Source organism: Streptococcus oralis subsp. oralis, from assembly GCF_002096595.1.
Taxonomy (GTDB): domain Bacteria; phylum Bacillota; class Bacilli; order Lactobacillales; family Streptococcaceae; genus Streptococcus; species Streptococcus oralis_D.
Map to the genome: position 1 here is coordinate 148473 of NZ_NCUR01000009.1, position 25888 is coordinate 174360.

A 25888-nucleotide genomic window follows, 5' to 3' on the forward strand; every position below is an offset into this window, starting at 1 on the left:
CACTTTATTTTTACCTCTAGGTGAGGCACTTGTCTTCTAGTATAGTGCAGAAAAAGAAGGCCGTCAAGCCTTCTTTTGATTTATTCTTCTGCTTCGTCTTCTGTAAATTGACTGTTGTACAAGTCGGCGTAGAAGCCACCTTGCGCCATCAGTTCCTCGTGATTGCCTTGCTCAATGATATTTCCATCTTTCATGACAAGAATCAAGTCGGCATTTCGGATAGTAGACAAGCGGTGGGCGATGACAAAGGAAGTTCTACCCTCCATCAAACGGTCCATGGCTTTTTGGATCAATTCCTCTGTACGTGTGTCAACTGAGGATGTCGCTTCATCCAAAATTAGGAGTGGCGCATCTTTCAACAAAGCACGAGCAATGGTCAAGAGCTGTTTCTGTCCGACAGACAAGGTCACAGTGTCGTCCAAAACAGTATCGTAACCATCTGGCAAGGTCATGATAAAGTGGTGGATTCCCACAGCCTTGCTGGCTTCCATCATTCGTTCATCACTGATGTCTGTCTGATTATAGATCAGGTTCTCTCGAATCGTTCCTTCAAAGAGCCAAGTATCTTGCAAGACCATTGAAAAGGCATCATGTACTTCTGAGCGCTTCATGTCCTTGGTATCCACACCATCGATGCGGATACTTCCCTTATCTAGCTCATAGAACTTCATCAAAAGATTGACAATGGTTGTCTTACCAGCTCCAGTCGGTCCAACGATAGCGACTTTCTGACCTGCATGAGCTGTCGCAGAAAAGTCATGGATGATGGTGCGCTCTGGTGTATAGCCAAAGGATACGTGATCAAAAACCACTTCCCCTTTCATGCTACTCAATTGTCTTTCCTTGTGAGATTCATCCTGCATCTCTGCTTCAGCTAGAAATTCTAATACACGAGTCATGGCTGCGCTCGCTTGTTGCAAGCTCGTAATCCCTTGGGCAATCTGTGACAGAGGTTGAGAGAAGGTCCGTACGTAAACCATAAAGGCTACGATAATCCCTATAGTGATATGCCCTTCTAACGCCAGCGCGGCCCCAACGATGATGACTAAGACATAACTAAAGTTCCCAACAAAGAACATGGCTGGCATCATGATACCAGAGATAAACTGAGATTTCCAGATACTATCATGCAAGTCTTGGTTTAAACCTGCAAATCTCGCTTTGGAGGTGTCCACTGCGTTGTAGCTGGTCACAACATTATGACCTGAGTACATTTCTTCTACGTAACCATTGACGGCCGCTAGATTATTTTGCTGAGCTTTAAAATAACCCTGTGACTTGGCCATGATTACGGAAACCGCCGCAAAACCAACAAGGGTTGATACAACGGTTACCAATGCCAAAATCCAGTTCATCCCAAACATGGTCACCAAAACGGCAATCAGCAAGAAACTAGCTGAAAGAACAGTTCCTAAACTTTGGTTGAGAGATTGCGCTGCTGTATCCACATCATTGGTCACGCGCGAAAGGGTGTCCCCTTGCGAATGACGGTCAAAATAGCCAAGTGGCAAACGATTGATTTTTTCAGCGATTGCTGTCCGCAAGCGTTTTGAAAAATGCTGAATGCTCGTTGAAAAGATATAGGCCTGTGTATAATTAAGGATAGCTCCAAATACATACAGAACAACCAAAAATCCAGCAATGTTTGACACAGCTACCAAGTCGATTTCTGTAGCCAAGCCATCTGAAATCAAGTTAGTAATTTCTTTAATCTTAGTTGGACCATAAACGGTAATGATACTTGAAATGACTGCAGCCACAACTGCTATTAGGAGAGGGAGTTGGAGGCCTGCCATATAAGGTTTGCACTGTTTCCAGACCGAAACTTTTTTATTTTCCATCTTCCAATTCCTCCTTCGATAGTTGTGAGTAGGCAATTTCTTGGTAGACTTCGTTAGTAGCTAGAAGTTCTTTGTGGGTGCCTTGTCCCACGACTTTACCTTGATCCAAAACCAAGATCAGGTCGGCATCCATGATGGTTGAGATGCGTTGAGCAACGATTAACTTAGTCAAGGATTGTGTTTTTTCAGCTAATTCTTGGCGCAAGATCCGGTCTGTCTTGTAGTCCAAGGCTGAGAAAGAGTCATCAAAGATAAGAATCTCTGGCTTACGAGCCAAGGCCCGGGCAATAGCCAAGCGTTGTCTTTGACCTCCTGAGAAGTTGGTCCCACCTTGGGCTACTTCAGAGGACAGACCTGCTTCCTTATCCTCGATAAAGTTCTTAGATTGAGCCAATTCCAAAGCTTGCCACATAGCAGGTTCGCTGAGAGGACTTTCTTTACTCTTACCAAAGTCGAGATTACCCTTAACATCTCCAGAAAAGAGCACAGCTTTTTGTGGGATATAGCCGACCTTATTACGCAAGTCTTCCAAGTTGTAATCTTGCACATCGACACCATCTACTAGGATTTGACCAGATGAGACATCATAAAAACGAGGTATTAGGTTGACTAGAGTAGATTTCCCAGATCCAGTTGATCCGATAAAGGCAACTGTTTGACCTGCTTCGGCTTTAAAAGTAACATGTTCCACAACTGCTTCTGAGTTTTGAGAGTATCGGAAGGTTACGTCACGGAATTCCACTTGTCCTTGAACTGAAGAATCTGCAGCCTGTGCTTGACTCGGATTCTTAATAGAAGGATGCAAATCCAAAACTTGGTTGATACGTCCTGCAGAAACCAAGGTCCGAGGAAGAACGATAAAGAGTGCACCCATGAGTAGGAATCCCATTACAACCTGCATGGCATAAGACATGAAAACCACCATATCACTAAAGAGTGGCAAACGGTCGGTCAAACTAGCATCGTTGATCAGATAGGCTCCAATCCAGTAAATAGCCAAGGTCAAACCGCTGGAAATCGCCATCATAATCGGGTTCATAATCGCCATCAAACGGTTGACAAAAAGGTTGAGACGAGTCACCTCATCGTTGGCTGCTTCAAATTTTTCATCTTGGTAATTCTCAGCATTATAAGCACGAACAACCCGAATCCCTGTCAAACTTTCACGGGTGATGCTATTGAGTTTATCTGTCAATTTTTGAATGACAGATTGTTTTGGAAAGGCTAGAGTAATGAGAACAGTAGTCATCAAGACATTGACAATGACGGCCACCACTACTGCCCAGAGCCAGTATTCCGACTTCCCAAGGATTTTTCCAATGGCCCAGATGGCCATGATAGGCCCACGAGTCACTACCTGCAAGCCCATAGTAAAGAGCATCTGAACCTGCGTAATATCATTGGTCGTTCGAGTCAAAAGACTGGGGATTGAAAAACGTTTGATTTCCGTTTGCGAAAAATCTAGAACACGATTAAAAACATCTCTTCGCAAGTGAGTCGTGTAAGACGCTGCAACACGAGAAGCAAAAAATCCAACTGTTACAGAAGACAAAAAGGCTAGGAGAGATAAGCCCATCATCTTGGCAGCAGGAGACCATAGTTGTCCTAACTCCGTACCCGGTGTTCCAATCAATTCTGTTATTTCTGAAATGTAGGTCGGCACCTCTAACTCTAGATAGACCGAGAAACAAGTGAAAAGAATCGTAAGGACGATCATTCCCCACTCTTTTCCTGTAATACGTTTAGCGAGTTTCTTCATTCTCTCCTCCTATCTTCTCAACATTTTCTTGCAACTGACTGAGGACCTTTTCAAAGATTGCCAAGTCGGACTTTGAAACACCCTCTAGCAGACTCTGATCGATCCGATCAAAAAAAGCTTTAACTTTTTGCATCTGCGAACGCGATTTCTCCGTCAGGCGAACAAATTTTGCCCGCTTATCGCTCGGGCTCGCCTCTAACTCGACCAAACCATTTTGTACCATGCGCTTGACTAGATTACTCGCCACAGATTTGGTAATATTGAGTTCCTGCTCGATATCCTTAATCAAGACCAGTTCCTCTTTTTGTTCACAATGATCTAAAAAACGCAGAACCTGCCCTTGCGGTCCACCCATAAATTCAATGCCACATCGCTTGGCTTCTTTCTGTACCATCAGATGAACCTGATGCCCAAAACGTTTGAACATTAACATCGGCTTGTCCATGATTGCTCCTTTCTTACGATAAATATAGTTCTCACAAGAACTATATAAGTTTCCATGAGAACTATTTTATCATTTTCAGAAAAGATGTCAAGAAAAAAGTTTCCAAGAGAACTATTTTAGTTTAAATTGACATTAGGCAATATTTTTTCTATAATAAGCACTAACTACTGTGGATAGAAATCCATTCACTCGATGAAGGGAGAAAACTTTCAAATGAAACCAGAAGAACAACGAGTTTTAGGAATCTTAGCAACCATTTTTGGAGCCATCGCACTTTTAGGGTCCTGGATTCCATTTATTAACTATCTATCGTTTTTCATCGCCATCGTCGCATTTATCTTGGGGATTATCGGCCTTATCGTCAACCTCAAAAAACGAAAAACAATGGCCATTATCGGAACATCCCTCGCAGTTGCCTCTGTTGTACTTTTCTTTACGACCCAGGTACTGTACGCTAATGTCTACAAAGAGTTTATCAGGGAGTTTAACCGTTCCTACAGCGAGGCAAGTGCCTCAATGGAGCGCGAAGAAGAAAGCGACTTGACAGATGATAGCGCCTATTCCATCCCAGAGGAGGAAGAAGACGATAACTTCACCTGGACCCAAAAAGAGTTTGACGCCTTAATCGAAGGTGACCTTGATAACAAAGGAAAAGGTGGTACCAACTACAAGGATATTATCAAAAAACACGGACTACCAGACTCTGAGTTTGACTCCACTATCGGAGGGTACAATACGAGAAAAATCACCTATATCTCCATTGGCGACAAAATCAAGACCGTTACCTTAACTTTTGCAAAACAGGACAATGGACAGCTCTTGCTCGTCCAAAAACATGCAGTCGGTCTAGGTCTAGAAAAAAACAAGCAACAAAACGACTCTGAAACCAGAGTCTAAGTTCAAATATCAAAAAAAAAAACGAACAGCTAGTAAAACTGTTCGTTTTTCAATTAGAAACCGTCTACGTTCGTATAAATCTTTTGTACGTCTTCATCGTCCTCAAGAACGCTGTAAAGTTTTTCAAAGGTTTCAAGGTCTTCGCCTGACAATTCCACTTCAGACTGAGGAATCATTTCCAATTCAGTCACTTGGAATTCTTCGATGCCAGACTCACGAAGGGCAACGATAGCCTTGTGAAGGTCTGTTGGAGCTGTGTAAACAGTAATTGTTCCTTCTTCTGCTTCTACATCGTCCACATCCACATCTGCTTCTAGCAGTTGCTCAAAGACTGCATCAGCGTCCTCACCTGCAAATACGATCACACCCTTGTTGTCAAAGAGGTATGAAACTGACCCTGAAGCACCCATGTTTCCGCCGTTTTTACCAAAAGCTGCACGGACATTAGCTGCGGTACGGTTGACGTTTGAAGTCAAGGTATCCACAATCAACATAGAACCATTTGGTCCAAAACCTTCGTAACGACCTTCTGTAAAGGTTTCGTCTGTGTTTCCTTTTGCTTTATCAATCGCTTTATCGATAACGTGTTTTGGCACTTGGGCTTGTTTAGCACGGTCGATAACGAATTTCAAAGCAGTGTTTGATTCTGGGTCTGGATCCCCTTTTTTAGCTGCTACATAGATTTCTACACCAAATTTTGCATATACTTTAGAGTTAGCTCCATCTTTAGCCGTTTTCTTGGCTACGATATTGGCCCATTTACGTCCCATTAGGAATCTCCTTTTTTCACATTTTAATCTTTCTTATTATAACACAAGTTTTTTCGATTTTCACTAGAGGAAAGGGATTTTATTTTATACTCAATGAAAATCAAAGAGCAAACTAGGAAGCTAGCCGCAGGCTGTACTTGAGTACGGCAAGACTAAGCTGACACGGTTTGAATTTGATTTTCGAAGAGTATTAGCAAATCCAGCTAGGATTGTCCTTTGGCTGCCAAGATTGCCTTGCCTTCTTTTATCAGGGGATGGCGGAAAAGTGAAAAGTACAGTTGGGTGGTCATGGCAACCCAGATAAGGGGTTCACAAAGGATAACTCCCCTATAGCCTGCCCAAGGGATAATCAAAACTACAAAAACAATTTTCCCGATTAGTTCTATAAAGCTGGAAACTAGAGGAAGGACTTTCTGCCCCAATCCCTGCAAGCAATTCCGATAAATCAGCAAAAGGCTCAAAATCGGATAAAAGACTGAACTGATTTGCAGGTAGAGGCTACCATTTTCTACCAAGTAAGTATCTGTCGAACTGGCCAAGAAGGAAACCAAGCTCGGACTGGCAAAAAAGAGGAAAATACAAACAAAACCTGCCCAGGACATGCTCAGGCGACTCCCAACACCAAGACCTTGAACTATGCGGTCTGGTCGCTTAGCCCCGAGATTTTGAGAGGCAAAGGTCGTCATAGCAGAAGAAATAGCCGTCATTGGAAGGAGAGCAAAGGCCATAATGCGTCTAGCCGCCGTTTGGGCGCTAATAATCACAGCACCAAAGGTATTAACCGAAGATTGTAAAATCACACTACCGATAGACACAATGGAACTCATCAAACCCATAGCCATACCTTGTTCTAAAAGATCCGCGTACAGAGACTTGTTCCATTTAAAATGCTTGAGTTGAGGGAGCAGTTCTGGAACACTCTTGCGGATATAATAAAAGCAGAGAAGCGCTGATAAGCCTTGTGAAATGATGGTAGCAAGCCCCGCAGATTGAACTCCTAGATGCAGTTGCGTAATGAAATAGAGATCCAGAACCACATTGACCAAGGCAGAAAAAATCAGAAAACCAAGCGCAGCCAGACTGTCTCCAATGGACCGCAACAAGCCTGCAAAGAGATTATAGGCAAAGCTGACACCGACACAGGTCACTATCATAGAAATATATTGGTAGGATTGGGGGAGGATTTCTGCAGGGGTATCTAAATATTGCAAGAGTGGATACAGACCGACAAATCCCATCAGCATGACCACAATGCTCAAAAGAGCACCTAAAATCCAGGTGGCTGCTACTGCTTCTTTAATTTTAGTAAAATTACGAGCCCCATAATAGCGGGCAATGACGATCCCCATCCCATTGCCAACACCAAGCGTAAAACCTATAATCAAGTCAAAAATGGCAGTTGTCGCCCCTACTGCAGCCAAGGAATCTTGACCAAGAAAACGCCCAACAATCAAGACGTCAGCTGTATTATAAAGCTGTTGGAAAATATTTGACAGCAAGATTGGAAAGGCAAAGCTTAACAGCGCAGGAAGAATAGGACCATGTATCAAGTCCACGGATCGTTTCTTATTCATAAAGCTATTATATCAGCTTTCTAAAGGAGCGACAAGGCTCTATCACTAAGTTTGCAATCAATTGCTTACAGAGAAACAATTTGCTATAATCAAGAAAAGGAGGTCATTTATGAGTTTGACCAGTCAATTAATTACCGATGTATTTCCTGATCTGGATAAGGTTGAAAAGCTAAACAAGGAAGCATTCCCCGAGGAAGAACGAGTTCCTCTGTCAGAGTTTTTACGCTATCAAGACCGAGAAGATGCTCACTTTTTTGCTTTTTATAACCAAGAAGAGTTTGTCGGCTTTGCTTTTGCCATCTCCAATCCAAAGGCCTTCTATATCAGTTTTTTTGCCATTATGCCCCACTTGAGAAGCCACGGGTATGGAAAAGAAATCATCGAAAAGCTGACTGATTTTTACCAGCGAACCATGTTACTAGAAGTCGAGCGATTGGACGAAGAATGCGATAACTTGGAGCAGAGAAAGGCCCGCATGGATTTCTATCGCCAAAATGGTTTCAAAACAGCCAACGCTTTTCTAGAGTACGATGGTTTGAGTTTTGAAATTCTCTACCGTGGCGACTATTTTGACGAAGAGGCCTATCGCGACATCTTCCAAAAGTTACAAAATGAACATTATTTTGACTTTCATATAGAGTATCGTCGTTTTAGTGACCATTAAACAGGACTTATCCATCTAGTGAAGAACCTCTCTTTTTCGATAGAAGCTACATATAAAAATGCATGTAATCTACGATTACATGCATTTTTTATTTTCAACTGATCAGAATAAACTTTTATTCTCTCTATGGCTTAAGCTTCTGCATTGCCTTCTGGAAGAAGGAAGTAGAGAACAGCATAAGCTAAGATTCCAGAACCACCAAGTAGGGTGAAGATGATCCAAAGTGCACGAACAAGTGTGTGGTCCATGTTAAAGTAGTCACCGATACCTGCACAAACACCAGCAATCTTTTTGTCTTGTACGTTACGAACAAGGCGTTTTTCCATTATAGTAGTCTCCTTTTTATAGAATGGTTTAATTTTATCATCAAATTAAAAAAATTGCAACAGTTTTTTTAATTTTTTTGATTAAATACTCTTTTATTACCCTTTTAAAGCTTATGAACACTTAATAATTAAACATAAAAAGCAGAGAAGGACTTCTCCGCTTTCATTTTTAATCTTCAATTTCGATTTCAAGTCCATCGCCTAGGTCAAGCGTTACTTCTTGGTTAGGTGCTAGATCTTCCGCAACAGAGGTAGGAGTTGTACCTTCTTCATCTTCAATCAAACCATATTGAACACGAACTTGATGGTCAATGGCATCAAAGATTTCTGGGTGATCCGCCAAGTATTTCTTAGCATTTTCAGATCCTTGTCCGATTTTTTCACCCTTGTAAGAGTACCATGCTCCCGCTTTTTGGATGATATCGAGATCACTTGCAATCTTCAAGAGCTCACCAGTCTTAGAGATTCCTTCTCCGTACATGATTTCAACAAAGGCTTCCTTAAATGGTGGAGCCACCTTGTTTTTCACGACCTTAATCTTGGTTTCCTTACCGACATTGGTATCTTTTTGGTCACCAGTTCCCTTGATTTGTGTACTTCCACGAACATCCAAACGGACTGAAGCGTAGAATTTCAAAGCACGTCCACCAGGAGTTGTTTCAGGATTTCCAAACATGACCCCAACTTTTTCACGCAATTGGTTGATAAAGATGGCAATTGTTTTGGTTTTATTGATAGAAGCACCAAGTTTACGCATGGCCTGGCTCATCATACGAGCCTGCAAACCAACGTGGCTATCTCCAATATCCCCATCAATTTCTGCACGAGGTACAAGGGCCGCAACTGAGTCAATAACGACAAGGTCAACTGCACCTGAGTCAATCAATTTTCCTGCAATTTCAAGACCTTGCTCTCCTGAGTCTGGTTGTGACAAGAGCAATTCGTCAATGTTCACACCAAGGGCTGCTGCATAGGCTGGATCAAGGGCATGTTCCGCATCGATAAAGGCTGCAATACCGCCTTCCTTTTGTGCTTGCGCAACAGCGTGAAGGGCAACCGTTGTCTTACCAGATGATTCTGGTCCGTAGATTTCGATGATACGTCCTTTAGGATAACCACCTGAACCAAGAGCAATGTCCAGAGCCAATGAGCCTGAGCTCATCACTTGAACTTTTTGCTCCGCGCGCTCACCCAAGCGCATGATTGAACCCTTACCAAAGTCTTTCTCAATCAATTTAAGAGCATCGTTCAATGCTTTTTCACGGTCAGCTCCAAATTTTTTCCCAATTTCATCTAATTTTTTCGTTGGTTTTTTCGCCATTTTGTTCTCCTATATTCTACTGGTCCTTAGACCTATCTTTTATTATACCAAAATTTAGTCACTTAATAAAGCCTTGCGAACTAGGTTAAAGGCATGCATGACCGCAATATGTCGAACATCTGCTCGACTCCGTCCGGCAATATTAGCCTTGATTACCTCTGTCCCTTTTGCATGTGCCAGTCCAATAAAAACTGTGCCAGCTGGATGCCCCTCTAAGCTATCTGGTCCTGCAACCCCCGTTAAACTAACTCCATAATCTGACTGAATCTTAATTCGTGCTTGCTCTGCCATTTTTCGAGCCGTAAACTCAGAAACGACACCGTGTTCTTTTAGCTCTTGCTCGGAAATATCCAACATCTTGGACTTTTCTTCTAGTCTGTAAGTGACAAAACCGCCATTAAAGATAGCTGAAACGCCCGAAAAGTCTGCTAAAGTAGCCTGAAAAAGACCTGCCGTCAAGCTTTCTGCCGCAGTAATGCTTTTCTGTCTCTTCTTTAGCTCTTCTACAACGACACTTGCGAGACTGGTTTCTTCCCCATATCCATAACAGATGTCTCGCAGAGAAATTCCCTCGAAAGTTCGGCGACTCAAGATTTGATTTTCTAAGATATCCAGTGCTTGATCAGCCTTTTCTTGACTAACTGCTTTTGTAGACAAGCGCAAAGTCACTTCTCCCGTCTTGGCATAAGGCGCCAAAGTCGGATCGGTTTGATGGTCAATTAAATCCGCCAAAATGGTCACCAACTGACTCTCACCAATTCCAAAGAAACGAAGCACTCGTGAGTATAACTTGGTACCAGTCATTAACTTGGGTAAGAGTTGATTTAAGACCATGGGTTTCAACTCACTTGGCGGTCCTGGAAGGACCACGTAGGTTACGTCATCCACTTCCGACACCCCTCCTACTGCTAAACCTGTCTCATTTGGCAGTGGAGTTGCCCCTTCTACAATTTGGGCTTGACGCTCATTATTCGGTGTCCGAGCATAGTCAGGTCTATGAGCAAAGAAAATATCCAGCTTCTCTTGCGCTTGAGGGTCAAACACTAGATCTTTTCCTAAAAATCTTGCTAGAGTTTGTTTGGTCAAATCATCCTCAGTTGGTCCCAAGCCTCCTGTCAAAATCACAAGATTGCTACGTTGACTCGCAATCTCAAGCAAGGACAAAAGACGAGCTTCATTATCTCCAACAGCTGTTTGGAAGTAGACGTCTACCCCGATTTCGGCTAGTTTCTCTGATAAAAACTGAGCATTGGTATTGACAATCTGCCCTGTTAAAATTTCTGTTCCGACAGCAATAATTTCTGCTTTCATGTTTCCTCCTACTTATCTATTCGAATTTTTTTGAAAAAATCGCAGGAAATTTCCCACGATTTGATTCTTTTCTTATTCTGCTTCTTCGTTTGAAGCGTTAGTACTGGTCGAAGGCGCTGTCCGACCAAAGGCTGTTTCGTACAGTACCGCATTGGTTTCCAATTCTGTCACTGGCTCTTTACCTAGTGAACGACGCAAGAGATTTTGCATCTCGAGCATATGTTCTGAAGTGACAATCTGATAAGAAATTCCCTGTAGCTCAGCATCTTCCCCACGCAATTGATGCGTTTCAATATTCTTGAAAGAATCTTGATAGCCGAGCAATTGTGGAATACTCTTGGCTGAAAGATCGACGTTGGTCTGCATATTGTTGCTCAATGCTTTGAGGATGCCTTGATAGTGGCTCACACTATTTAGACTCAAAACCTTCTCTACGATTTTTTGAATAACTTCCCGTTGACGTTTTTGACGACCATAGTCTCCTTCAGGGTCTTGGTAACGCATCCGTGAATACACCAAGGCTTCCTCACCATTCAAGGTTTGTTCTCCAACACCGATGGAAATCTTATTAAACTCTTCTTGGTCAGCAATCGAAATTGGGAAACCGAGTGTATTGTTGACGGTGATCCCACCAACTGCATCCACTAATTGTTGAAGTCCCTGCATGTTAACCATCACATAGCGGTCAATGTGGATATTCATCATCTTTTGAATAGTAGAAATTGCAAGTTCCGCACCACCATTAGCATAGGCAGCATTGAGTTTGGCTTCCTGAACTTGACCGTTTCCAGTCTCAATCTTGGTCAAAATATCCCGTTCCAAACTCATCATTGTGGTTTTCTTTGTTTTGGGGTTAACCGTCAGGAGAATCATGGAATCACTATTTCCCGCCCACGGGTCTGTACGTTCCACATTTCCCGTATCTACCCCCATCAAGAGGATAGTCAGAGGCTCCGTCGCTTCGATAACATTGGTTTCTTCCCCAATTTTTTTGTAAGTCTTTTTACTTAGGGTTTCTGTTCCCTGTTGGTAGATGGTATAGCCATAAACCGCTACACCTAAAACTGTTACTGCTAGGAAACCTAGCACCATTCCAATTAATTTTTTAATCATCTCGTTATTTATTTATCAGCTTGCCCATAAGACAAACATCTAAAAATGTCCCTTCTGCTAAATAGGCTCCTCTTTCTTGTAAGCCTTCTGTGATAAATCCCATTTTTGAGTAGAGGTGGATCGCAGCCTCGTTTCGTTTTTGTACACTAAGTTGCAAACGGCGCAAGACACCACTGACTTTAGCCCACTCGATGCCTTCTTCTAGAAGTATAGTCGCCAAACCTCGGTTCCAAAATTTCTTTTGAATCGCCAAAAAAACATCACCAATGTGCCGAACCCTTACATGCTGATCAGCAGTGATATTCAAAACACCTGCAATCTCATCATTCAGTAAGGCTAGGAGAGTAATTTGATTCTCTGACCCAGCTTGTTTTTCGATAAAAAGAGCCATTTCAGAAACTGTCATCATGATGCCATTTTCATCTAGGCTGGTGAAATCTGTCTCTTGACCGACACAATCTAAAAATGCAATTAAGGCTGTAGCATCTGAAATCTCTGCCTCACGAATACACAACTCATACTCCATCTTGAAGCTCCTTGATGAGTTGTTCAGCCCGAGAACCATGAGCTGTAAAATGAAGACAACGACCATCAGCTTCTTTCAAGATTTCCAATTCCAAGTAAGAATCTGGTAAATCTTCACCCAAAAGATGCCCCCACTCAATAACAGTCACACCACCACCAAAGAGAAACTCATCCAAGTCAATAGAATCAGCATCACCTTCGATACGATAGACATCCAAATGGTAAAGTGGCAAACGCCCTTCATACTCTCTAACAATGGTATAGGTTGGACTTTTAATCATCTGACAGATATCCAAGCCCTTAGCAAGGCCCTTAGTAAAGGTTGTTTTACCCGCACCCAACTCTCCAGTCAAGATCAGAACATCGTCTTTTTGAAGCAAATGACCTAATCTTTCTCCGAGAGCTAGAAGCTCTTCTTCATTTTTTGTGTGCATGCTACTATTATACCAAAAAGTTTTCTTTTGTGTGAATTTTCTTTATGGACTTACTATAATAATTCTGAAAAATTTTTCTCTACTTAAAAGAATATAACTATTGAAAAAACAAACAGGATATCCCGAATCAGGTGTCCATAAAAGGAGATTTCCCTTTGAATACATTTTGGAAAAAGAAAACGTGCGCATAGAAAACCAACACTGATATAAAGGAGAATCGAGGAAATCACTAAGGGATTCCTCAAGAAAACCATCGTAGCTAGAACGGAAATGACGACTGTTTTCTTTTTATTTAGGCGATTTTCTATATCGCGAAAAATTTTATCAAAAGGTAAGAAAATCAATAGATCTACTCCTAGCAAGAAAAAGAAGGAGGGTAAAAAGAGGTCAACCAGTTCCTGCTGCAATTTGCTAGTGGTTTGGATGCTTTCTGAGAGAACCAGACAGGTTGCCAAAAGATTGACTACTAAAAGGAGGCAATAAACAAGACTCACTTTCTTTTGAACATGTAAAATACTATGTCTAGACTGGTCTGCTGTATGGAAATAATTTATCCCTGCACAAAGAACAGAAAATCCTACTATCAAAATCAAAAAGTAAGCATTGGTCTGTTTTAAAGATAAAAAGGATTCTTTCCATAATAGACAACTAGAAAAACTAATCTGGATGACTGCAATCAGTAACAATAGGCGAATTGATTTTACCATTTCTTTTCCCTCCCTATATGGGATTATACCTTGTGAGGAATTTGAAATGTTCGTTACCGCCTCAAGTGTCCTTTTTTTGTGCTCAACTGACCAAAGAACAGCTCTGTTGTGCACAGAACTGTTCTTTTACCAGTCTAATCCTTAAACCAGAGGGCAATTTCACGTTTTGCAGAAGCTTCCGAATCGGAGCCGTGAACTACATTTTGAATGGCTCGATTGTCTCCTGCAGCCTTGGCAAAATCTCCTCGGATAGTTCCTGGCAGAGCTTCTTCTGGACGAGTAGCACCCATCATAGTCCGCCAAGTTTCAATTACTTTCGGACCTGATAGAATGCCCACCACTACTGGTCCTGAAGTCATAAACTGACGGATAGGAGGATAAAAACTTTTTTCAACCAAGTCTTGATAGTGTTGGTCAATCAAAGCTTCTGAAACTGTTGAGCGTAGCTCTAATTTTTCGAGTTTGAAACCTCGTTGCTCCATTCTTTGCAGAATTTCGCCAACCAGCCCTCTTTTCACACCATCTGGTTTAATGATAAAGAATGTTTGTTCCATATGGACACCTCCTTGGCATTTTAGTTCTTCTATTCTACCATACTTTATGAAAAAGTGGGAAAATTTTCTGAAATAAAGCAAAGAGAACCCAAAGGTTCTCTTGTTTGCTTTTATTCTACTGTTTCTTCAACTTGGATTTCCACAACTTCCTCTACAGGAGCAAGTTCTGCCTCTTCTTGTTCTGGAGCCAGATATTCTGCTTCATTGATAGCTTGTGGTTCAAGGTTACGGTAGCGAGCCATACCAGTACCAGCTGGGATGATCTTACCGATGATAACATTTTCCTTGAGTCCAAGGAGATGATCTTTCTTACCACGGATGGCCGCATCTGTAAGGACACGAGTTGTTTCCTGGAAGGAAGCCGCTGACAAGAAACTGTTGGTTTCAAGTGAGGCTTTGGTAATTCCCATGAGGACTGGACGACCTGTCGCTGGAACTCCACCTGCGATAAGAACATCCTTGTTGGCATCTGTAAAGTCATTGATATCCATGAGGGTACCCATGAGGAGATCTGTGTCACCTGGATCCATGACACGAACTTTACGGATCATTTGACGAACCATTACCTCGATGTGCTTGTCACCGATTTCTACCCCTTGACTACGGTAAACTTTTTGTACTTCACCGAGAAGGTAGGTTTCAACTGACAAGACATCACGAACAGCAAGGAGGCGTTTCGGTTGGATAGAACCTTCTGTCAATGCTGCACCACGAGAGACTTGGTCTCCAACTTCGACACGCATACGTGCTGTAAATGGTACCACGTATTCACCTTCGCCAGTTTCACCCTTAACAAAGACTTTCTTGGTACGAGTTGATGCATCTTCTTCGATGGCTGTAACCTCACCCTTGACTTCAGTGATAACCGCTTCCCCTTTAGGATTGCGGGCTTCAAAGATTTCTTGGACACGAGGAAGACCCTGAGTGATGTCGGTATTTGAGGCAACCCCACCCGTGTGGAAGGTACGCATTGTAAGCTGTGTACCAGGTTCTCCGATAGATTGGGCAGCGATTGTACCAACTGCTTCCCCAACCTCAACCGCATCGCCAGTCGCCAAGTTGATACCGTAACAGTGACGGCAGACACCATGACGAGTGTTACATGTAAATACGGAACGGATAGTCACTTCTTCCACACCAGCATTGACAATTTCACGCGCCTTGTCTTCTGTAATCAACTCATTTGGACCAATGATCACTGCACCAGTTTCTGGGTGTTTAACAGTTTTCTTAGTGTAACGACCGATGAGACGTTCTTCGAGAGACTCAATCATCTCTTTACCTTCAGTGATAGAGCGGATCAAGAGACCACGGTCTGTTCCACAGTCGTCCTCACGGATGATAACGTCTTGGGCAACGTCAACCAAACGACGAGTCAAGTAACCTGAGTCGGCTGTCTTAAGGGCCGTATCGGTCATACCTTTACGGGCACCGTGAGTTGAGAAGAACATTTCGAGTACTGACAAACCTTCGCGGAAGTTTGAAAGGATTGGCAACTCCATGATACGTCCGTTCGGAGCAGCCATCAGACCACGCATTCCGGCAAGCTGTGAGAAGTTTGAGATGTTACCACGGGCTCCAGAGTCCATCATCATAACGATTGGGTTCTTAGGATCTTGGTTGGCAACCAAACGTTTCTCCAATTTTTCACGAGCCACCCGCCATTCAGCTGTAACAGCGTTGTAGCGCTCGTCGTCTGTGATCATACCACGACGGAATTGTTTAGTGATTTGTTCTACACGTTTGTGTGATTCTTCGATGATTTCAGCCTTGTCTTCAACAACTGGGATATCGGCAATACCCACTGTCAAACCTGCAAGAGTTGAGTGGTGGTAACCGAGGTTCTTCATGCGGTCAAGTAGGGCAGAAGTTTCTGTCGTACGGAAACGTTTGAAGATTTCGGCGATGATATTCCCAAGATTTTTCTTCTTAAATGGAGGGTTGAGTTCAAGATTGCGAATAGCTTCCTTGATATCTCCACCAAGCGGCAAGAAGTACTTAGCTGGAACACCTTCTGTTAAGTTAGCATTTGTTGGTTCTTGCAAGTAAGGCAGACCCTCTGGCATGATGTCATTGAAGAGGATTTTACCAACTGTTGTCAGCAAGACCTTGTGTTTTTGCTCTTCTGTCCAAGGTTTGTTGAGGCTGTCTGTTGCAATACCAACACGTGAGTGGAGGTGAACATAACCATTGCGGTAAGCCATCACAGCTTCGTCACGGTCTTTGAAGACCATTCCTTCACCTTCACGACCAGCTTCTTCCATGGTCAAGTAATAGTTACCCAAAACCATGTCCTGAGATGGAGTAACAACTGGTTTACCATCTTTCGGGTTCAAGATGTGCTCAGCAGCCAACATCAAGATACGAGCTTCTGCTTGAGCTTCTTCTGAAAGTGGTACGTGGATGGCCATTTGGTCACCGTCAAAGTCGGCATTGTAGGCTTCACAGACAAGTGGGTGCAAGCGAAGGGCCTTACCATCAATCAAGACTGGCTCGAAGGCTTGGATACCCAAACGGTGAAGGGTCGGTGCGCGGTTCAAAAGTACTGGGTGTTCTTTGATTACTTCTTCGAGGATATCCCAGATCCGCTCATCTCCGCGTTCCACTAAACGTTTAGCTGCCTTGACGTTTTGCACGATGTCGCGGGCAACGATTTCACGCATAACGAATGGTTTAAAGAGTTCGATCGCCATTTCACGTGGCACACCACATTGGTACATCTTAAGAGTTGGACCAACGGCGATAACGGAACGTCCTGAGAAGTCAACACGTTTACCGAGCAAGTTTTGACGGAAGCGTCCTTGTTTACCTTTAAGCATGTGGCTCAATGATTTGAGTGGACGGCTACCTGGTCCTGTAATCGGACGACCACGACGGCCATTATCAATCAAAGCGTCAACCGCTTCTTGAAGCATACGCTTCTCATTTTGAACGATGATACCTGGTGCATTTAACTCAAGCAAACGAGCCAAACGGTTGTTACGGTTGATAACACGACGGTAAAGGTCGTTCAAGTCAGATGAGGCAAAACGGCCACCATCCAACTGCAACATTGGACGAAGGTCTGGTGGGATGACTGGAAGGATATTGAGAATCATCCATTCAGGTTTATTTCCAGACTTGTAAAAGGCATCCAAAACGTCCAAACGACGGATGGCTTTCACACGTTTTTGTCCAGTAGCTGTTTTCAACTCTTCTTTGAGTTCAGTAATTTCTTTTTCCAGATCTACTTGTTTCAAAAGATCTTGGATAGCTTCGGCACCCATCTTGGCAACGAATGATCCATAGCCATACTCACGCAAGCGCTCACGGTATTCGCGCTCTGTCATGATAGACTTGTGCTCAAGCGGTGTATCCTTAGGATCAATCACCACATAAGCCGCAAAGTAGATAACTTCCTCGAGGGCACGAGGGCTCATATCAAGGGTCAAGCCCATACGGCTTGGAATCCCCTTGAAATACCAGATGTGAGATACAGGAGCTTTCAACTCGATGTGCCCCATACGCTCACGACGAACTTTCGTACGCGTTACTTCAACCCCACAGCGGTCACAAACAATCCCTCTGTAGCGAATGCGTTTGTACTTCCCACAAGCACATTCCCAGTCCTTTGTAGGACCAAAGATGACTTCGTCAAAGAGTCCTTCACGTTCTGGTTTCAAGGTACGGTAATTGATTGTTTCAGGTTTTTTGACTTCTCCATAAGACCATGAACGGACTTTGCTTGGAGAAGCTAGGGTGATTTGCATACTTTTAAAACGATTTACATCAACCACTATTTCTTCCCTTTCTATTCTAAGTGAACTGCTTATTCTTGTTCAGCAGCTTCTTCTGTTGCTTCCGCTTTTGTTGCTTTCTCTGTTTCTTCAGCTTCAAAGGCTGCTTTAGCCTCTTGGGCTGCTTTTTCGCGGGCTTTTTCAAGGTCATCTACGTGGATGACATCTTCGTCCATTCCTTCATCCAAGTCGCGAAGTTCTACTTCTTGGTCATCTTCGTCAAGGACACGCATGTCAAGACCAAGAGATTGCAATTCTTTCACAAGAACTCGGAAGGATTCTGGAACACCTGGTTTTGGAATTGGTTTTCCTTTTGTAATAGCTTCATAAGCTTTCAAACGTCCGTTGATATCGTCAGACTTGTAAGTCAAGATTTCTTGAAGAACATTTGACGCACCGTAGGCTTCAAGAGCCCAAACCTCCATCTCACCGAAACGTTGTCCACCAAACTGAGCTTTACCTCCGAGTGGTTGTTGAGTAACGGTTGAGTAAGGTCCGACTGAACGCGCGTGCAATTTATCATCAACCATGTGGTGGAGTTTGATCATGTACATGACACCAACTGATACACGGTTATCAAACGGCTCACCTGTACGTCCATCGTAAAGGATTGTCTTGGCATCGCTATCCATACCTGCTTCTTTAACAGTTTCCCAAAGGTCTTCAGAACTTGCTCCGTCAAAGACTGGTGTTGCGATGTGGATACCAAGAGTACGAGCTGCCATACCAAGGTGGAGTTCCATAACCTGACCGATATTCATACGGGATGGTACCCCAAGTGGGTTCAACATGATATCGACTGGAGTTCCGTCTGGAAGGTAAGGCATGTCTTCTACAGGAACGATACGAGAGACAACCCCTTTGTTTCCGTGACGTCCAGCCATCTTATCTCCGACCTTGATTTTACGTTTTTGAGCGATGTAGACGCGAACCAGCATGTTAACACCTGATTGCAACTCATCTCCATTTGCACGGGTAAAGATTTTAACATCACGAACGACACCATCGGCACCGTGAGGTACACGGAGAGAAGTGTCACGCACTTCACGAGACTTGTCTCCGAAGATAGCGTGCAAGAGACGTTCTTCAGCTGAGAGGTCTTTCTCTCCCTTAGGTGTGACTTTACCTACAAGGATGTCCCCTTCTTTAACCTCAGCACCGATACGGATAATTCCCATCTCGTCAAGGTCTTTAAGAGCATCTTCACCAACGTTTGGAATTTCACGAGTAATTTCTTCAGGCCCAAGCTTTGTATCGCGCGTTTCTGATTCATATTCTTCGAGGTGGACAGATGTATAGACATCGTCTTTGACCAAGCGCTCGCTCATGATAACGGCATCCTCGAAGTTGTAACCTTCCCATGTCATGTAGGCAACAATTGGGTTTTGTCCAAGCGCCATTTCCCCTTTTTCCATAGAAGGTCCGTCAGCGATAAAGTCGCCTTTTTCAACAACATCGCCAACTTTAACAAGTGTACGTTGGTTATAAGCAGTACCTGAGTTAGAACGACGGAATTTTTGAATGTGGTAAACATCCAATGAACCATCTTCACGGCGTACTTCTACCTTGTCAGCATCTGCGTATGTAACTTTACCATCATACTGAGCAATCACAGCAGCACCAGAGTCATGAGCTGCTTGGTATTCCATACCAGTACCAACGTAAGGCGCTTTGGGATCAATCAAAGGCACAGCCTGACGTTGCATGTTGGCACCCATGAGGGCACGGTTGGAGTCATCGTTTTCCAAGAAAGGAATACATGCTGTCGCAACGGCAACTACCTGTTTTGGTGAAACGTCCATGTAGTCAACCACTTCTGCTGGATACTCTTGGTTGACCCCTTGGTGACGTCCCATGACAACTTTCTCAGCAAAAGTACCGTCTTCGTTGAGGCGAGAGTTAGCCTGGGCTACAGTAAATTCATCTTCTTCATCGGCTGTCAACCAAACGATTTCATTGGTCACAACATCTGTTTCACGGTCAACCTTACGGTATGGTGTTTGAACAAAGCCATACTTATTCAAGTGTCCGTATGATGACAAGTTGTTAATCAAACCGATGTTAGGTCCTTCAGGTGTCTCGATTGGACACATACGACCATAGTGAGTATAATGCACGTCACGTACTTCATATCCGGCACGGTCACGTGTCAAACCACCAGGTCCTAAGGCTGACAAACGACGTTTGTGAGACAACTCAGAAAGCGGGTTGTGTTGGTCCATGAACTGTGACAACTGTGATGAACCAAAGAATTCTTTAACCGCAGCTGTTACAGGACGGATATTGATAATTTGTTGTGGTGTTAAAACTTCATTGTCCTGAACAGACATGCGTTCACGGACATTACGTTCCATACGAGAAAGTCCAAGACGTACTTGGTTGGCAAGCAATTCACCAACTGCACGGATACGACGATTTCCAAGGTGGTCAATATCATCCACACGTCCGATACCTTCAGCCAAGTTGAGGAAGTAGCTCATCTCTGCAAGGATATCCGCAGGAGTTACAACACGAACCTTGTCGTCAGGGTTAGCATTTCCGATGATGGTTACAACACGGTCTGGATCCGTTGGGGCAACAACCTTGAATTTTTGAAGCACAACTGGTTCTGTCAGAACAGCTGCATCGTTTGGAATATAAACGATTTTGTTCAAGTCGCCATCCAAGTGACTCTCGATACTTTCAATCACGCTACGAGTCATAACGGTACCAGCTTCTACCAAGATTTCACCCGTTTCAGGATCTACCAATGGCTCAGCGATGGTTTGGTTGAGCAAGCGTGTTTTGATGTTGAGTTTTTTATTGATCTTGTAACGACCAACGGCTGCCAAATCGTAGCGACGTGGGTCGAAGAAACGTGCCACAAGTAAACTACGTGAGCTTTCAGCGGTCTTAGGCTCACCTGGACGAAGGCGTTCGTAGATTTCTTTCAAGGCTTCGTCTGTACGAGAGTCCATTGGATTCTTGTGGATATCTTTTTCAACAGTATTGCGAACCAATTCGCTGTCCCCAAAGATATCAAAGATTTCATCATCACCTGAGAAACCAAGCGCACGAACCAAGGTCGTAAACGGAATTTTACGGGTACGGTCAATACGAGTGTAGGCGATGTCTTTAGAGTCACTTTCCAGTTCCAACCAAGCTCCACGGTTAGGGATAACAGTTGAACCGTAGCCAACTTTACCGTTTTTGTCTACCTTGTCGTTAAAATAAACACCCGGAGAACGGACCAACTGAGATACGATGATACGTTCACCACCGTTGATGATGAATGTTCCCATCTCTGTCATGATTGGGAAATCCCCAAAGAAGACTTCTTGGGTCTTGATTTCGCCTGTTTCTTTATTGATCAAGCGGAAGGTTACAAAAATAGGTGCTGAGTAGCTAGCATCGTGGATACGAGCTTCTTCGAGCGTGTATTTGGGTTCCTTGATCTCATAGCCAACAAACTCCAACTCCATAGTTTCTGTGAAGTTTGAAATTGGCAATACATCTTCAAAAACTTCCTTAAGTCCGTGGTCTAGGAAATCTTTGAATGAATCCGTTTGAATTTCAATCAAATTTGGTAAGTCAAGAACTTCTTTGATTCTTGAAAAACTACGACGGGTACGATGTTTCCCGTATTGAACGTCATGTCCTGCCAAGATGATTCTCCTTTGTAAATAAATTCCAAGCCTTATCAATCAGGCTTTTCTAATCGTCATATGGTTTTAAAAACCCCTATCACCGTGTCCCTTTGATGAATTTTCAGAATCTTTAAATCTTTGTTACAAGCACTCAAAAACCTGAAAAAAAGCACAAAAAGAGCAGCTAAATCTGACTTTTTCAGAAGATTTAACTGCTGTGAGCCTTGTCTGGACAATATTTCAGACAAAACCTACGACAAATGATTACTCTTATTATACCTTATTAGCCAAGATTTTTCAAGATTTTTTTACTATTTTTTAAACAATCTTTTCCTATATATTATTTTAAAATTTCAAGAGAATGAAACATTGTATTTTCTCTTAAAATCAGGAAAACGCTTGCATAAATGTTTACCTCATGCTATACTGATAAGGAATAACTACACAAGGAGAATTGTGATGAAAAAGATCCCATCTCAAACTGAGAAGAAAATGGTTTACGGTATTCGTTCCTTGAAAAATGGAACAGGCTCTGTCCTTATCGGTGCCAGCATTGTCCTACTTTCTGCTGCAATGCCAACCATTTCGGCTAACGAAAACCTCCCCCAAGCTCAGGAAAATACCAGCGCTGTGACCAAGGCCCCTACTGAGACTGAAACGAGTCAAACTCAAAAGGAAACGCCTATTTCTAAACAAAAGAATGCAAACGCTTCCCTTGACACTAAAAAGGACGCCCCAGCAACTGACGCTGTTCTAGCATCTGAAACACCTAAAAAAGAAGCTCCAGCTGTGGAAACTACTACAGCGCCAGAAACACCTAAAACAGAAGACGCTAGCACAAACCAGGCTAACAGCAAGGAAGAGAAAGTAGACGCCAACACTTCGACGCAAACTTCAGGCCAAAAACCACAAGCTGACACATCTTCTGAAGAGCCCATCGCAGACAACCACTTCCGCATCCATGTAAAGAAACTCCCTGAAGAAAATAAAGATTCTCAAGGTCTTTGGACTTGGGACGATGTTGAAAAACCTTCTGAAAACTGGCCCAATGGAGCCAAGTCCTTCAAGGATGCCAAGAAAGATGACTACGGCTATTATCTCGATGTCAAACTCAAAAATGAGCAAGCCAAGAAAGTCAGCTTCCTTATCAACAATACCAAGGGGGATAACCTGACAGGGGATCGTTCTGTAGAGCGCCTCTCTCCAAAAATGAACGAGGCCTGGCTAGATGAAAACTACAAGGTATACAACTACCGTCCTCAGCCAGTGGGAACAGTCCGTGTCAACTACTACCGTACTGACGGAAACTATGACAAGAAATCACTCTGGTATTGGGGTGATGTCAAGAATCCTAGTAGCGGAGAATGGCCTGACGGGACAGACTTTACTGCAACTGGAAAATATGGCCGTTACATTGATATCCCACTCAATGAAGCTGCAAGAGAATTTGGATTTTTATTACTAGACGAAAGCAAGAAAGGCGATGATGTGAAAATCAGAAAAGAAGATTATAAATTCACAGATCTAAAAAATCACAGTCAGATTTTCCTCAAGGATGATGACGAAACCATCTACACTAATCCCTACTATGTGCACGATATCCGCATGACTGGTGCCCAACATGTGGCCAAGTCTCGTATCGAAAGCAGTTTTTCTACCCTTGTTGGAGCTAAGAAAGACGATATCCTTAAACGCTCTAATATCACTGATCATCAAGGGAACAAAGTAACCATTACTGATATCAAGGTTGATGAAGCAGGTAAAAAAGTGACCTACATCGGAGACTTCTCTGACACCCAACACCCTTACACAGTCAGCTACGATTCAGACCGCTTTACCACACGTTCAAGCTGGCGCCTCAAGGATGAGTCCTACAGTTACGATGGTCCACTCGGCGCAACTCTAAAAGAAGATGGCAAGCTTGTTGACCTCACCCTCTGGTCTCCAAGCGCTGATAAGGTTTCCGTTGTCGTATATGACAAGAAAGATCCTGAAAAAGTAGTCGGAACTGTTGCCCTTGAAAAAGGAGAAAAAGGAACCTGGAAACAAACTCTGGATGCAAACTCTGGTCTCGGTATCAGCAACTACACTGGCTATTACTACCACTACCAGATCGAGCGCCAAGGTAAAACTGTCCTCGTTCTTGACCCTTATGCCAAATCATTAGCGGCTTGGAACAGTGACCTAGCAAAAACAGATGCCGCTCATAAGGTCGCTAAAGCTGCCTTTGTCGATCCAGCGAAGTTAGGTCCGCAAGACTTGACCTATGGAAAGATTCGTAACTTCAAATCACGTGAAGATGCCGTTATCTATGAAGCTCATGTACGTGACTTCACTTCGGATCCTGCGATCGCAAAAGACTTGACCAAGCCATTTGGTACCTTTGAAGCCTTTATCGAAAAACTGGACTATCTCAAAGACTTGGGTGTGACCCACATCCAGCTCCTTCCAGTCTTGTCTTACTACTTTGTCAATGAATTGAAAAACCATGAACGTTTGTCTGCCTACGCTTCAAGCAACAGCAACTACAACTGGGGATATGACCCTCAAAACTACTTCTCCTTGACTGGTATGTACTCAAGCGATCCTAAGGATCCAGAAAAACGAATTGCAGAATTCAAAAACCTCATCAACGAAATCCATAAACGTGGCATGGGGGCTATCTTGGATGTGGTCTACAACCATACTGCCAATCTCGACATCTTTGAAGACTTAGAGCCAAACTACTACCACTTTATGGACGCAGACGGAACTCCTCGTACTAGCTTTGGAGGCGGTCGTTTGGGAACAACCCACTACATGTCTAAGCGTGTCTTAGTAGACTCTATCAAGTATCTAGTTGAAACTTACAAAGTAGATGGTTTCCGCTTTGATATGATGGGTGACCACGATGCGGCTTCTATCGAAGAAGCGTACAAAGCTGCACGCGCCCTCAATCCAAATCTTATCATGCTAGGTGAAGGCTGGAGAACCTATACTGGTGATGAAAATACGCCTGTACAACCTGCTGACCAAGATTGGATGAAGAAAACAGATACTGTCGCTGTCTTTTCAGACGACATCCGTAACAACCTCAAGTCTGGCTATCCAAACGAAGGTCAACCTGCCTTTATCACAGGTGGAAAACGCGATATCAATACCATCTTTAAAAATCTGATTGCTCAACCAACTAACTTTGAAGCAGACAACCCTGGAGATGTTATCCAGTATATCGCAGCCCATGATAACTTGACCCTCTTTGACATCATTGCCCAGTCTATCAAAAAAGACCCAAGCAAGGCTGAGAACTATGCTGAAATCCATCGCCGTTTGCGACTTGGAAACCTCATGGTCTTGACTGCTCAAGGAACTCCCTTTATCCACTCTGGTCAGGAATACGGACGTACCAAACAATTCCTTGATCCAGCCTATAAGACTCCTGTTCCTGAAGATAAGGTTCCAAACAAGTCTCACTTGTTACGTGACAAAGACGGCAAGCCATTTGTCTATCCTTACTTTATCCATGACTCTTATGACTCTAGTGATGCTGTCAACAAGTTTGACTGGACCAAGGCTACAGATGGCAAAGCATATCCTGAAAATGTCAAGAGTCGTGACTACATGAAAGGATTGATCGCCCTTCGTCAATCGACAGATGCCTTCCGACTCAAGAGTCTGCAAGACATCAAAGAGCGCGTCCACCTCATTACTGTTCCAGGACAAAATGGCGTTGAAAAAGAAGATGTGACCATCGGCTACCAAATCACCGCTCCAAATGGAGATATCTACGCTGTCTTTGTCAATGCGGATGATAAGGCTCGTGAATTTACTCTAGGAACTGCCTTTGCTCACTTGAGAAAGGCCGAAGTTCTCGCAGATGAAAACCAAGCAGGACCAGTAGGAATTGCTAACCCTCAAGGTCTCGAATGGACTGAAAAAGGCTTGAAATTGAACGCTCTCACTGCTGTCGTTCTCCGCTTGTCTCAAGGTGGTGCCATTGTCGCTCCAGCTGTGGAAGAAAAACCAGAATTTGACCTTTCTAGCTTGGAAGTCGAACCAGAACAAGGTCAAGCTCAAAACCTAGCAGCCAATCCTGAAACTCAAGAAACTGCTGCAGAGGCTCACTCTCAGAACCTCCTTCCAAACACAGGAACTGAGAGCAAATCCCTCCTTGCCCTTGCTGGATTCAGCATCCTTGCCCTTCTCGGACTTGGATGGTTGATAAAGAACAAGAAAAAGAAATAACACTCAATGAAAATCAAAGGG

At 43.4% G+C, this 25888-nt stretch carries 18 protein-coding genes; 3 read left to right on the plus strand and 15 right to left on the minus strand.

Annotated elements, in window-relative coordinates:
• Positions 1-80: 80 nt before the first annotated feature.
• The 3 genes from B7714_RS03035 to B7714_RS03045 are packed head-to-tail and all read right to left on the minus strand — an operon-like array spanning position 81 to position 4045.
• Positions 81-1841, minus strand: coding sequence for an ABC transporter ATP-binding protein (locus B7714_RS03035; protein WP_084859617.1), 1761 nt, complete (start codon positions 1839-1841; stop codon positions 81-83).
• Entirely contained in the window at positions 1831-3600 is a 1770-nt protein-coding gene (locus B7714_RS03040) for an ABC transporter ATP-binding protein (RefSeq protein WP_084859618.1), read from the minus strand. The genes B7714_RS03035 and B7714_RS03040 overlap by 11 nt, the downstream gene beginning before the upstream one ends.
• The gene (locus tag B7714_RS03045) at positions 3584-4045 is read right to left on the minus strand and encodes a MarR family winged helix-turn-helix transcriptional regulator (RefSeq protein ID WP_084859619.1); all 462 of its coding nucleotides are present in this window, start codon (positions 4043-4045) and stop codon (positions 3584-3586) included. The genes B7714_RS03040 and B7714_RS03045 overlap by 17 nt, the downstream gene beginning before the upstream one ends.
• Before the next feature lie 192 nt (positions 4046-4237).
• Here B7714_RS03045 and B7714_RS03050 point away from each other — a divergent pair, with 192 nt between their 5' ends.
• Positions 4238-4942 carry a CD20-like domain-containing protein gene (locus B7714_RS03050; protein ID WP_084859620.1) on the plus strand — a complete coding sequence of 235 codons (705 nt, stop codon included), beginning with the start codon at positions 4238-4240 and terminating at the stop codon, positions 4940-4942.
• Positions 4943-4995: 53 nt separating this feature from the next.
• On the opposite strand, the gene B7714_RS03055 is transcribed toward B7714_RS03050, so the two are convergent.
• Both B7714_RS03055 and B7714_RS03065 read right to left on the minus strand, forming a co-directional pair.
• Positions 4996-5712, minus strand: coding sequence for a YebC/PmpR family DNA-binding transcriptional regulator (locus B7714_RS03055; protein WP_000532894.1), 717 nt, complete (start codon positions 5710-5712; stop codon positions 4996-4998).
• Positions 5713-5915: 203 nt separating this feature from the next.
• Positions 5916-7286: an MATE family efflux transporter gene (locus tag B7714_RS03065; RefSeq protein WP_084859621.1), complete on the minus strand. Its 1371-nt coding sequence runs from the start codon at positions 7284-7286 to the stop codon at positions 5916-5918.
• A 109-nt stretch (positions 7287-7395) separates the two neighbouring features.
• Here B7714_RS03065 and B7714_RS03070 point away from each other — a divergent pair, with 109 nt between their 5' ends.
• Positions 7396-7950: a GNAT family N-acetyltransferase gene (locus B7714_RS03070; RefSeq protein ID WP_000060284.1), complete on the plus strand. Its 555-nt coding sequence runs from the start codon at positions 7396-7398 to the stop codon at positions 7948-7950.
• A 131-nt stretch (positions 7951-8081) separates the two neighbouring features.
• Here B7714_RS03070 and B7714_RS03075 read toward each other — a convergent pair whose 3' ends face one another.
• From B7714_RS03075 to rpoB, 10 genes are all read right to left on the minus strand, one after another.
• Entirely contained in the window at positions 8082-8276 is a 195-nt protein-coding gene (locus B7714_RS03075) for a PspC domain-containing protein (RefSeq protein ID WP_000415528.1), read from the minus strand.
• A gap of 169 nt (positions 8277-8445) precedes the next feature.
• On the minus strand, positions 8446-9597 hold the full coding sequence (gene recA / locus B7714_RS03080; RefSeq protein ID WP_001085517.1) for a recombinase RecA: 1152 nt from the start codon (positions 9595-9597) through the stop codon (positions 8446-8448).
• Positions 9598-9651: 54 nt separating this feature from the next.
• Positions 9652-10908, minus strand: coding sequence for a competence/damage-inducible protein A (locus B7714_RS03085; protein WP_084859622.1), 1257 nt, complete (start codon positions 10906-10908; stop codon positions 9652-9654).
• Positions 10909-10980: 72 nt separating this feature from the next.
• Entirely contained in the window at positions 10981-12021 is a 1041-nt protein-coding gene (gene lytR / locus B7714_RS03090) for a glycopolymer--peptidoglycan transferase LytR (RefSeq protein WP_084859623.1), read from the minus strand.
• Between the two features lie 4 nt (positions 12022-12025).
• The gene (locus tag B7714_RS03095; RefSeq protein WP_084859624.1) at positions 12026-12547 is read right to left on the minus strand and encodes a GNAT family N-acetyltransferase; all 522 of its coding nucleotides are present in this window, start codon (positions 12545-12547) and stop codon (positions 12026-12028) included.
• A complete protein-coding gene (gene tsaE / locus B7714_RS03100; RefSeq protein ID WP_084859625.1) occupies positions 12537-12980 on the minus strand; it encodes a tRNA (adenosine(37)-N6)-threonylcarbamoyltransferase complex ATPase subunit type 1 TsaE in 444 nt (147 codons plus the stop codon). The genes B7714_RS03095 and tsaE overlap by 11 nt, the downstream gene beginning before the upstream one ends.
• Positions 12981-13063: 83 nt before the next feature.
• Entirely contained in the window at positions 13064-13687 is a 624-nt protein-coding gene (locus B7714_RS03105) for a hypothetical protein (protein WP_084859626.1), read from the minus strand.
• 134 nt (positions 13688-13821) lie between these two features.
• A complete protein-coding gene (gene ndk / locus B7714_RS03110) occupies positions 13822-14241 on the minus strand; it encodes a nucleoside-diphosphate kinase (RefSeq protein ID WP_084859627.1) in 420 nt (139 codons plus the stop codon).
• Between the two features lie 110 nt (positions 14242-14351).
• On the minus strand, positions 14352-18017 hold the full coding sequence (gene rpoC / locus B7714_RS03115) for a DNA-directed RNA polymerase subunit beta' (protein WP_162284797.1): 3666 nt from the start codon (positions 18015-18017) through the stop codon (positions 14352-14354).
• A 32-nt stretch (positions 18018-18049) separates the two neighbouring features.
• Entirely contained in the window at positions 18050-21661 is a 3612-nt protein-coding gene (gene rpoB / locus B7714_RS03120) for a DNA-directed RNA polymerase subunit beta (protein ID WP_084859628.1), read from the minus strand.
• 441 nt (positions 21662-22102) lie between these two features.
• Between rpoB and B7714_RS03125 the strand changes: the two genes are divergently transcribed.
• On the plus strand, positions 22103-25867 hold the full coding sequence (locus B7714_RS03125) for a pullulanase (protein WP_084859629.1): 3765 nt from the start codon (positions 22103-22105) through the stop codon (positions 25865-25867).
• Positions 25868-25888: the final 21 nt, after the last annotated feature.